Source organism: Microcoleus sp., assembly GCF_041354475.1.
Classification (GTDB): Bacteria; Cyanobacteriota; Cyanobacteriia; order Cyanobacteriales; family Microcoleaceae; genus Microcoleus.
Genome location: NZ_JBGJZU010000019.1, coordinates 77,150 through 87,384, shown reverse-complemented (window position 1 = coordinate 87,384; position 10,235 = coordinate 77,150). Strand labels below are relative to the sequence as shown.

Sequence of the window (10,235 nt, the reverse complement as noted above, 5' to 3'; positions counted from 1 at the left end):
CCAACTGCCAACTATCAACTGCCAACTGCCAACTGCCAACTATCAACTGCCAACTATCAACTGACAACTGCCAACTATCAACTGCCAACTGCCAACTGACTATCCAATGACTTGAATTGGCCCAGTAACGCTGCCACTAAAAAATTGTTGAATTAATAAATTATCTGTCGATGCAATTTCGCTGACAGTTCCTTCCCACTGCACCTTGCCTCGATAGAGAAATACGATGCGATCGGCTGTGCGACGGATGGTACTGTCTTGGTGAGTGACGATCGCATAAGTGCTGCACACACCCTGAGCCCTCTGCAAATCGCGGATTAAATCTTCAATTACCGTCGAAGCAATGGGATCTAACCCCGCCGTCGGTTCGTCGTACAACAAAACCTCTGGATTATCCCTAGCATTATCAGGATTAGCCATAATGGCACGGGCAAAACTGACCCGCTTTCGCATTCCCCCAGACAACTGGGCTGGATAGCGATCGCCAATTTTGGGCAAACCCACCATCTCCAATTTTTCCTCCACCAATTCCCGAATCCGGCGACGCGACAGCTTAGAATGCTGGTACAGTAAAAAACCAACATTCTCTTCCACCGTCAGCGAATCAAACAAAGCCGCTTGCTGAAACACCATCCCAATCCCGATCGGATCGGTCACGTCGTCCACCCATCCTATCCTGCGCTGTCCCTGAACAAAAACCTCACCGGCATCTGGAACCAGCAAACCCGCAATTATCCGCAAAATCGTAGATTTCCCAGTCCCAGAAGGACCAATAATTGCCAGGGCCTCTCCCCGATAAATCTTCAGATCGACTCCATCAAGGATTGGAGTCTGATTGAAGGACTTACTTATCCCCTTGAGTTCGATTAACGGCTCATCCATAAGATGCGATTAAGATGTTATCATTCCCCAGTCATCAGTCTAGCTATTGACTCTCTCAGTCTTGACTAATGATTAATAACTTAAATTGACTGTCAGAATCAAAACTCTCTTGTATTCTAAATTTGTCAGGTTTAGCTGTTCCCATACCCTTAAGACTAATTAACCATGTCAATTAGTTCATTTCCCAAAGCCCTCCGTGTTTGGGCTAAAACCAGACAGGTTGTGACCAAATCCAGAAATCCTTACCCTTCCTCTTTACGAAACGGGCGAGTTCACCAGTGGTTTAAGTGGTTATCCCCCGGACTGTTGGTGAAACGCTGGCTGCTGATCAGTGCTAGCGGTGTGGTACTTGCCAGTTTGGGTTTAGCAATTTGGACTGGGATGACTCCCATTTTCTTTTTGTTGCAATTATTGAGAAATTTTTTGGCGTGGATTGCGGAAGTCGTTCCCAATTACATATCGGGTCCCCTAGTCATCGCCACCGGGATTTTGTTGATTCTGTGGGGACAAACCCGCAGTTTGAACTCAATTACTCAAGTGCTGATGCCCGAAGGAAACGAGGAATTGGTCGATCGACTCCTCAACCACCGCAGGTTGCACCGCGGACCGAAAATAGTCGCCCTCGGTGGCGGTACGGGTCTGTCCAATTTGCTGAGAGGATTGAAGGACTATAGTGCCAAAATCACTGCTATTGTCACCGTGGCCGATGACGGCGGTTCTTCGGGACGCCTGCGGCGAGAAATTGGGGTGCTACCACCGGGTGATATTCGCAATTGTTTGGCTGCTTTGGCTGATGAGGAAAAGTTATTGACTGAGTTGTTTCAATATCGTTTTCGGGCCGGTGACGGTTTGGTTGGTCACAGTTTTGGGAATTTGTTTTTGACGGCGATGAGCGATATTGCTGGAGACTTGGAACAGGCGATCGCCGCTAGTTCTAAAGTTTTAGCCGTGAGGGGGGAAGTGCTGCCGGCTACTCTGAGCGATGTTTCTTTGTGGGCAGAACTGGCGGACGGCCGGAGAATCGAGGGGGAGTCCAGCATTACCAAAGCTAACGGGCAAATCCTCAAAATAGGCTGCACTCCTGCTAATCCTCCGGCTTTGCCGAGGGCTGTGGAAGGGCTTCAGGAAGCTGATTTTATGATTATTGGGCCAGGGAGTCTATATACGAGTGTAATTCCGAATTTATTGGTGCCAGAAATTGCTGAGGCGATCGCCAATAGTCAAGTTCCGCGCATTTATGTCTGCAATATTATGACTCAGCCGGGGGAAACTGATGGATATACGGTAGCGGATCATATTCGGGCGATCGACCGTGCTTGCGGCCGGCCACTATTTGATGCTGTAGTAGTTCAAGGAAAAGTCCCTTCTGCAAAGGCTTTGATCCGTTATTCTCAGGAGAATTCCTATCCTGTGGTACTCGATCGAGAAGCAGTAACGCAATTGGGGAGGCGAATTGTGATTGCCAATGTCATGGATGAAGATGAAAATACCGGTTTAATTCGTCACAATTCTCAGAGATTAGCTGGGATGTTGCTGCGTTGGTACAGTCGCGCCCAAAATATTTAAGTTATTGACGGTTGACTAATGTTATTGGTTATTAAAACAAACAACAAATAACAAACAACAAATAACAAATGACTAATGACTAAAATCATACTTTCTCTTCCCGATGCTGAAGCTACGCGCCAGTTGGGTGTAACATTAGGGCGATCGCTCCCCGCCGGCACTGTCATCTTATTAGAAGGAGATTTGGGCGCTGGCAAAACTACTTTAGTTCAAGGCATCGCTGAAGGTTTAGAAATTCAAGATTCCATTGAAAGTCCTACTTTTACCCTCATTAACGAGTATTTAACAGGGAGAATTCCTCTTTATCATTTAGACTTGTATCGTTTAGAAACAGACGAAGTGGAGGCTTTGCACTTAGAAAGTTATTGGGACGGATTAGAAATGGATTTGGGAATTGTAGCGATTGAATGGGCGGAAAAATTGCCCTACAAACCAGATAATTATTTGCAAATTCGTTTAAATTATTGCGATAGTGGGCGACAAATTGAATTGATTGGTAATTGGCAATTACAGGATTTGCCCTTATACAATCCTGATTCATTCCATCACCCGTAGGGGCGAAGCATTCGGGCACCATACTTTGCGTATCTTTCATTGATTGTCTCCCGAATGCTTCTCCCCTACATATCTGCGTCAAATGTCAAGGCTTTTCCCCTCACATTTGTATCCAATTTCCCATTCTCAAAAACCACTTTTCCTCCCACAACAGTCACCACAGGCCAGCCAGTCAAATTCCAACCTTCAAAGGAACTCCAACCGCACTTACTCGCCATTTCTTTTCCCACAACTGGGCGATACTTCTCCAAATCTACTAAGACCAAATCCGCATCGAAACCAGGGGCTATTTTACCCTTATTCGGAATCTTATAAGCCTTAGCAACTGCCGTTGACATCCAATTAGCAACTTGAGCAACTGTACACCTTCCCTTCATAGCTTCTGTCAGCATCAAAGGCAAAGAAGTTTCAACACCGGGCATTCCTGACGGTGTATTTGGATAAGTTTGAGCTTTTTCGGCTAAGGTGTGTGGCGCGTGATCCGTGGCGATAAAATCAATTACGCCGTCGAGTAAAGCTTGCCACAGTATTTCGTTATCGCGGGGCGATCGCAAAGGCGGATTCATTTGAGCTAAACTACCAATGGTTTCATAGGCGCTGCTATTTAACAACAAATGCTGTGGTGTCACTTCTGCTGTCACCCAACTCGGTTTTTCTTGGCGCAAAAACTCCGCTTCTTCTCCGGTAGATAGATGCAGAATATGCAGACGGCGCTGATATTTTTTAGAAAGTTTCACAGCTAGCTCAGTAGCCAACAAAGCAGCTTGATTGTCTTGAATTTGTGAATGAATAGCCACATCAGAAATCCCAGCAAATTCCTGACGACGCTGATTAATTCTAGCTTGGTCTTCGGCGTGTACCGCAATTAGCCGATCGCCCTTAGCAAAAATCGCCTCTAAAACTGCTGCGTCATCCATCAATAAGTCGCCGTGCATCGAACCCATGAAAACTTTAATTCCCGATGTCGGATTGGCGCTCAATAAATCTGGTAAGATTTCAGAGGTTGCTCCAATAAAAAAGCCATAATTCACCAAACACTTCTCGGCCGCGCGGCGCAATTTATCATCTAAAGCAGCTTGAGTGGTGGTCAGAGGTCGTGTATTCGGCATTTCCAAAAACGAGGTGACACCGCCTTTAGCGCAAGCACAGCTAGCCGTAAACAAATCTTCCTTGTGTTCCAAACCCGGTTCGCGGAAGTGTACCTGGGGGTCAATTACTCCCGGTAACAAAGTTAAACCGCTCGCGTCTATTTCTCGATCGCCCGATGCGACAATTTCAGCAGCAACTCCGACTATTTTGCCATCGCAGATTTGCACGTCCCCTAGCAAAAACTCACCATTCGGCAAAAGAATACGAGCGTGGCGGATCAATAAACTTGATGTGGGAGCCATAAGATACAATTAATTGAGTAAACAGCTTGCTAGCTAGGAAACATTTTATACTTAAAATAGTTGACTGAATACTAAGAAATATAAATTTCCTTAAAAATTATTAGTTGTTTAGTAGGGAGTTGAGTTCTTTGATTCTAATTGTTGATATTAGTAAATTTATACTGTAAAATTATTGAATAATCCCTGTCTATTGACGGACAGGGAGTGTCAAAATTGGTATCCAGTTCAGTCACTACAATACTCTATGACTCGTTTAGACAAGTCAGGCGACGAAAAACCACCCCAGGACACCGAAAACCCTTGGATAGAAGGAATTAAGACCATCGGTTTAGCAGCAGTCTTAGCCTTTGGCATCCGCACTCTGGTTGCCGAAGCTCGTTACATTCCAACAGGTTCGATGCTCCCCACTTTGCAAATTAACGATCGCTTAATTATCGATAAGGTGAGCTATCGATTTCAAGATCCTCACCGAGGAGATATTATCGTATTTACACCTCCAGACTCGGCCAGCTTGTGTACGGGACAGCCACCGCCGATCAAAGATGCCTATATCAAGCGAGTAATTGGACTTCCCGGAGACAGCGTGGAAGTCAGAGAGGGAAAAGTTTATATCAACAAGCAGCCCCTACAGGAAAAATATATTGAAGAAATTCCCCATTATCCCTATGGGCCAGCAGTAGTACCTCAAAACTCTTACTTGGTGCTGGGGGACAACCGCAACCAAAGCTGCGACAGTCACTATTGGGGCTATGTACCCAAGCCCAATATTATTGGTAGGGCAATTGTGCGTTTTTGGCCTCTCAATCGTACAGGTTCCATCGACTCTTCGCCCCTTTATCCCCCTACAAATTAGCTACCATTCAAATTCTCGGCGGTTGGAAACCGCGTCTATACAAACGATGTCCGCCTCCGCGGACTAAGAAATATGGAATTTCAGAGCACTGTGCGATCGATTCTTCAACCCGCGAAGGCGGGTTTCATATCAAATCCGGTAACATCGGAATTATTCATCTCTCTTATCTCCCTCTGTGTTCTCTGCGTTCTCTGTGGTTAAATCATTCCGATGCAGCCGGAAACGATATCATTTGTGTAGACGCGGTTTCAACCGCCGGGGTTTGTGGGTTGATGGGTGATATCATTCCAGCAGATTTAGCATGACGTTTCTCGATCGAGAACTTTCACAACTTTATTATAAATTTCCTGTGCCTCTTGGGAAGAATTGCCAATACTTGTCAATCCCAATTTACCAAATTCCGACAAACAACCCATTAAATGAAACACCGTACCAGTTTCAGTACCGCTGTCAAAATGTAGTTGATTATCCGCAATAATATCCATCAAATCATTCGGCAACAATCCCCGATAGCGCTCTTTTTTTAAATTATCAGAAGCCACATAATATTTCGGACGGCCCTGCTGACTGTAAAATGCACCCGTAGCACCCTCATAACGACCATTTGTTAACAGCTTCAGCGCCATAAAAGGATGAGTTGTGCCACCTTTTCGTAAGTTAATTTCAATTGCTTGAATATCCCATAGACCGTCATCTTGCCGCACAGCCACATAATCTATGCCAAATTGCTCTAAAGCACCTTTTTCTGCCAAGTTACGCCCGATTTTTCTGCCGAATTCTTGCAACGCTATGCGATAGGATTCGTCCGCCGGAAATCGGCAACCCAAGAAAATTTGACCGTCTGGACCTCCTAAAATTTGGTCATGGGTTGAAAGAATTTCTACTTCGCCACTGGGTACAATTCTACCTTGAACGCTTGGCGATCGCTTTTCTTTTCCTTCGATAAATGCTTCGGCAATCGCCCCTAGTTCGGGGATGCGACTGCTGAAATTTTCCCAATTTTCTCCCGCTGCTTGAAAGCGCAAATTAGGGAAACAATCCTGGATTACTTTTGCTTTTTCCGCAAGTGCTGTAGGGGCGATGGACTTCAGTTCTAAAATCGCATTTCCCTCCCCAGAAAAGCCCTCATTTAGCTTAATTACGATTCTCTGTAAATGGGGCTGGCGTTCCCACAGTTGAGCTGCTGCTGCTGCTAAATCTGCCACATTCCAAACTAGCTCGGAACCGTCAGGATAAGGTACACCAGCTTCTTGAAAAATTTGTCGGCTACCACTTTTTGTTCCCCAGTAGAGCAAATCTGGATCGCTTGCCCACAAAGGAATTCCCAACTTTACAGATAACTCCCGCTCTAAGGGGGTGGAGTTGTAACAAACCATATAAGATTGTCTCGGCCGCACTGAAGAGCGAATCCGTTCCATCAACCGGGGTCGCTCTAAAATTTTCTGGGTGAGGGATTTGGCAGAAGCATCGTAAGTCGAAAATAGCAAAAGTCGATCGCGCGCGTGTGAAAAAGGAATTCCGGGGAGTAATTGCAAGTAATAATCAACGATCATTGGATGCAGCGGCTCGGAAGTAATATAAATCAGGCGCGTGCGGGGATTTCGCAGACGAATTAACGAAAATAAATGGCGTTCCTCGTAGTGATAAGCACCGGGAACTTTCTGCATTTCTTGCTGATCTAAACTGATAGAAGGAATGACGATGATGTCACAATCTCCGCCGTCGAATTCTTCGATTTTCTGCCAACTCTCCCGCAATTCTTGCTGAAGATTACGAAAGGGTTGGCCATATTCTGACGCAACATCTTTTAAGTCTTGCATAGGTTTAATTCCGCTAATCTGTATAACTATTTATGTCTATTGATACTGTAGAAATCTTAGGCGGAGCGTCGCACTCGAAAAAGTCTAGCGTTCGCTAATACAGGCTCTAACCGCAGTTGATTTCGTTTAAATGCCGATCGCAATTTTTCCGAAGGCCGAAACACCAGGGGAGCCGAATATTTGTTCAGCATCTCCAGGTCTGGTGACTGACTCATTAACATCAGCCGCACGTCTTTGTCAAGCGAATAGCTCAGAGAAAGCAAATCGCCCATATTCGTAAAATCGTTGCCGCGATCGCTAATTACAATTGTATCTTTGATTGACCGATTCGCGATCGCCTCTTGATTAATCTTCTGGGCGACTTCAGCATTAAAATAGCTCACGTCTTTGCTCCACCAAGTATCAGCAAAAGCGCTAACAACGCAAGATACTATACTAGCTGTAAATACCCCAGCCAAAATGAATTCCCAGAACCGCTGCCGATTTTTGACACTATTTGCGAGGAAATAAGCCACCACTAGCTGCACTCCCGGAAAGCAGGAAATCAGATAACGACTCACAGCAGAGCGTTTACCGCCGATGATTAGATCCGGCAATGCTAGCATCAAAAAAGGCACAAAAATTGATAGTAAAATAAATAACCTATGGCTACTGGTAGTGCGGTGAAATATTTGGTAAATACCTGCTACAATTATAATCAAAAATGGCAATCGAGCCAGAAAAGTCCAAATACTATAAAAACCGAAATCTAAATCAAAAAAGAGTGCCGTAAAACTCAAAATCCACAATTTGACCAAATAAAGCAATCCGGGAGCAACTCGCGTCCAATCTGTAGTATCTGAAGCTCTTTGCAGATTAGTCCCTAGGACGTAAATCCAAGGAGCATAAATAATCAAACCACCTATTACTGACAAGAAAAAATGCGAATTAATTACATGGCCGCGCCATTTAGTTTTGGCAAAAAACAGGCAGTAACACAGGATAAATATGCCCTGTGCAATTAGTGTTAAGATAAAAAAAGGATGGGTGTATAAACCAAGAGCGATCGACAATCCATATAACACCCAATTTTTCCAACGCTGCAACCGCAGGGCTCTCAGCAGCAGCAAACTACTGCCAATAACTGTTACTGTCAGTAAACTATACTGCCTTGCGGTCTGAGCAAATAAGATATCAAAGGGAGATAAGGCTAACAGTGCTGTCGCTAATAACGACGTTAAACGTGAGGCAAAAAGTTCTTGAGCTAAAGCGTACATTAAAGGCAGGGACAGCAAACTTAATAGTGCTGGTAAAGTACGGGATGCTGTCAGAGAACTGCCAAATTCCTGCATCCAAAGGCGAGCCATCAGAAAGTATAAAGGCGGATGCTGTGGGTCTTCTAGTGCTAAAGAATTGATTGTGTCTGCTGCTGTACTTCCTGGTTTAATGCGCTGATATTTTTGTAATTCCGGCGCGGGAACAATCCGGTTTTGGAATAGTTCGTCGTCGATTTCTTGTCTGGTGAAACCAGCAGCCCGCAGCGAGGTGTAGGCTTCGTCGTGCCAGTAAAGTTTGCGATCGAGCTCAAAGCCTCGAAATCCGATGCCTAGTAAAATAGCGATCGCCAATAAGCCCAGCAGCCACCGGGAATTAGTGCGATCGACAGATTTGTCTTGACGTATTGTAGATTCCATGCTTGCCTTAATTGTTGCGATTACTCGGTATCAGGCAGAGCCTGGGAACCAGTTAAACCAGTTAAAATTACTCGTTACCAGGCTCTGCCTGGTAACGCAGATCTAGAGGCTCTGCCTCCAATTTTAATGCAAGCCGTTCGAGGCAGAGCCTCTGGACATGGTTTCCCAGGCAGAGCCTGGGAACCAGTAGAAAATCCAAAATCCAAAATCCAAAATCTAAAATCAGATGAGCCAGCAGACTGAGCTTCAGCAAAATCAAGAATCGTGAATCAAATCTTCCCAGAACCTCCCCACCCCCAAAATAACTGCTAACATACGTGTTGTACAGTTAATCAACAAGCTCCGCAAGGGCCCTACCTGTGTACCGCAAATGGCAAAAAAAGATACGTCTACAAAAATTACTGAAAGCCCCGAAAAGCAAAAAGCCCTGACTGCGGTACTTTCCCAGATCGAGCGTAGCTTTGGCAAAGGGGCGATCGTCCGATTGGGAGACGCCACTCGCATGAGGGTAGAAACCATTCCCAGCGGAGCCCTGACACTTGACATCGCCTTGGGTGGCGGTTTGCCAAAAGGCCGAGTCATTGAAATCTATGGCCCAGAAAGTTCCGGTAAAACCACTCTAGCGCTACACGCGATCGCCGAAGTCCAAAAATCCGGGGGTATCGCCGCCTTCGTCGATGCCGAACACGCCCTAGATCCCACCTACGCCTCAGCCTTGGGTGTCGATATTGAAAATCTCCTAGTTTCCCAACCCGATACCGGAGAGATGGGGCTAGAAATTGTCGATCAACTCGTCCGTTCCGTCGCCGTCGATATCGTAGTTATTGACTCCGTAGCAGCCCTAGTCCCCCGCGCCGAAATTGAAGGCGACATGGGCGACTCCCACATGGGTTTGCAAGCCCGGTTGATGAGCCAAGCTTTGCGAAAAATCACCGGCAACATCGGCAAATCCGGCTGTACCGTCATTTTTCTCAACCAATTGCGCCAAAAAATCGGCGTAACTTACGGCAATCCCGAAACTACAACAGGGGGTAACGCTCTCAAATTCTACGCCAGCGTGCGACTCGATATTCGGCGGATTCAAACCTTGAAAAAAGGCACAGAAGAGTACGGGAACCGCACCAAAGTTAAAGTTGCTAAAAATAAAGTTGCTCCACCCTTCCGCATTGCCGAATTTGACATTGTATTTGGCAAAGGCATTTCTACTTTAGGCTGTTTGACAGACTTGGCCGACGAAATGGGAGTAATTACGAAAAAAGGTTCTTGGTATAGCTACAACGGCGATAACATTGCTCAAGGACGAGACAAAGTAATCCAACACATGGAGAAAAATATCGATTTCAAAAATGAAATTGAGAAATTAGTCAGAGAAAAACTTGCTACTGGTGCTGTGGTTTCTGCTAATTCTGTCGCTCCTGTGGACGATGAGGATCTAGAAGATTTAGAAGATATGGAAGATGTCGAAGATTTGGAAGAAATCTAAATCTTTGAGTCA

General features: G+C 45.4%; 8 protein-coding genes. 4 read left to right on the top strand and 4 right to left on the bottom strand.

From position 1 onward, the window contains the following. Positions 1–99: 99 nt before the first annotated feature. Positions 100–882 (bottom strand): ABC transporter ATP-binding protein, encoded by a 783-nt coding sequence (locus ACBR23_RS10200; RefSeq protein ID WP_371119434.1) that lies wholly within the window; start codon positions 880–882, stop codon positions 100–102. Between the two features lie 165 nt (positions 883–1,047). On the opposite strand from ACBR23_RS10200, the gene ACBR23_RS10195 reads away from it, so the two are divergent. Both ACBR23_RS10195 and tsaE read left to right on the top strand, forming a co-directional pair. After that, a complete protein-coding gene (locus ACBR23_RS10195; RefSeq protein ID WP_341730442.1) occupies positions 1,048–2,448 on the top strand; it encodes a gluconeogenesis factor YvcK family protein in 1,401 nt (466 codons plus the stop codon). Between the two features lie 75 nt (positions 2,449–2,523). After that, positions 2,524–3,003 (top strand): tRNA (adenosine(37)-N6)-threonylcarbamoyltransferase complex ATPase subunit type 1 TsaE, encoded by a 480-nt coding sequence (gene tsaE / locus ACBR23_RS10190; RefSeq protein WP_341738651.1) that lies wholly within the window; start codon positions 2,524–2,526, stop codon positions 3,001–3,003. A gap of 65 nt (positions 3,004–3,068) precedes the next feature. On the opposite strand, the gene ACBR23_RS10185 is transcribed toward tsaE, so the two are convergent. Next, on the bottom strand, positions 3,069–4,394 hold the full coding sequence (locus tag ACBR23_RS10185; RefSeq protein ID WP_341738650.1) for a dihydroorotase: 1,326 nt from the start codon (positions 4,392–4,394) through the stop codon (positions 3,069–3,071). Positions 4,395–4,638: 244 nt separating this feature from the next. On the opposite strand from ACBR23_RS10185, the gene lepB reads away from it, so the two are divergent. Then, positions 4,639–5,247, top strand: coding sequence for a signal peptidase I (gene lepB, locus ACBR23_RS10180; protein ID WP_341730439.1), 609 nt, complete (start codon positions 4,639–4,641; stop codon positions 5,245–5,247). A 296-nt stretch (positions 5,248–5,543) separates the two neighbouring features. On the opposite strand, the gene ACBR23_RS10175 is transcribed toward lepB, so the two are convergent. Continuing rightward, the gene (locus ACBR23_RS10175) at positions 5,544–7,067 is read right to left on the bottom strand and encodes a peptide ligase PGM1-related protein (RefSeq protein ID WP_371115537.1); all 1,524 of its coding nucleotides are present in this window, start codon (positions 7,065–7,067) and stop codon (positions 5,544–5,546) included. Between the two features lie 56 nt (positions 7,068–7,123). Next, positions 7,124–8,740, bottom strand: a complete 1,617-nt coding sequence (locus tag ACBR23_RS10170; RefSeq protein ID WP_371119433.1) for a glycosyltransferase family 39 protein — start codon at positions 8,738–8,740, stop codon at positions 7,124–7,126. 370 nt (positions 8,741–9,110) lie between these two features. Between ACBR23_RS10170 and recA the strand changes: the two genes are divergently transcribed. Continuing rightward, the gene (recA, locus tag ACBR23_RS10165) at positions 9,111–10,223 is read left to right on the top strand and encodes a recombinase RecA (protein WP_340517957.1); all 1,113 of its coding nucleotides are present in this window, start codon (positions 9,111–9,113) and stop codon (positions 10,221–10,223) included. Positions 10,224–10,235: the final 12 nt, after the last annotated feature.

What these genes read in the sequence shown, in the direction of transcription:
- tsaE (WP_341738651.1), top strand. Translation starts at nt 2,524, where the DNA reads ATGACTAAAATCATACTTTCTCTTCCCGATGCTGAAGCTACGCGCCAG.
- ACBR23_RS10175 (WP_371115537.1), bottom strand. Translation starts at nt 7,067, where the DNA reads ATGCAAGACTTAAAAGATGTTGCGTCAGAATATGGCCAACCCTTTCGT.
- ACBR23_RS10170 (WP_371119433.1), bottom strand. Translation starts at nt 8,740, where the DNA reads ATGGAATCTACAATACGTCAAGACAAATCTGTCGATCGCACTAATTCC.
- lepB (WP_341730439.1), top strand. Translation starts at nt 4,639, where the DNA reads ATGACTCGTTTAGACAAGTCAGGCGACGAAAAACCACCCCAGGACACC.
- ACBR23_RS10200 (WP_371119434.1), bottom strand. Translation starts at nt 882, where the DNA reads ATGGATGAGCCGTTAATCGAACTCAAGGGGATAAGTAAGTCCTTCAAT.
- recA (WP_340517957.1), top strand. Translation starts at nt 9,111, where the DNA reads ATGGCAAAAAAAGATACGTCTACAAAAATTACTGAAAGCCCCGAAAAG.
- ACBR23_RS10185 (WP_341738650.1), bottom strand. Translation starts at nt 4,394, where the DNA reads ATGGCTCCCACATCAAGTTTATTGATCCGCCACGCTCGTATTCTTTTG.
- ACBR23_RS10195 (WP_341730442.1), top strand. Translation starts at nt 1,048, where the DNA reads ATGTCAATTAGTTCATTTCCCAAAGCCCTCCGTGTTTGGGCTAAAACC.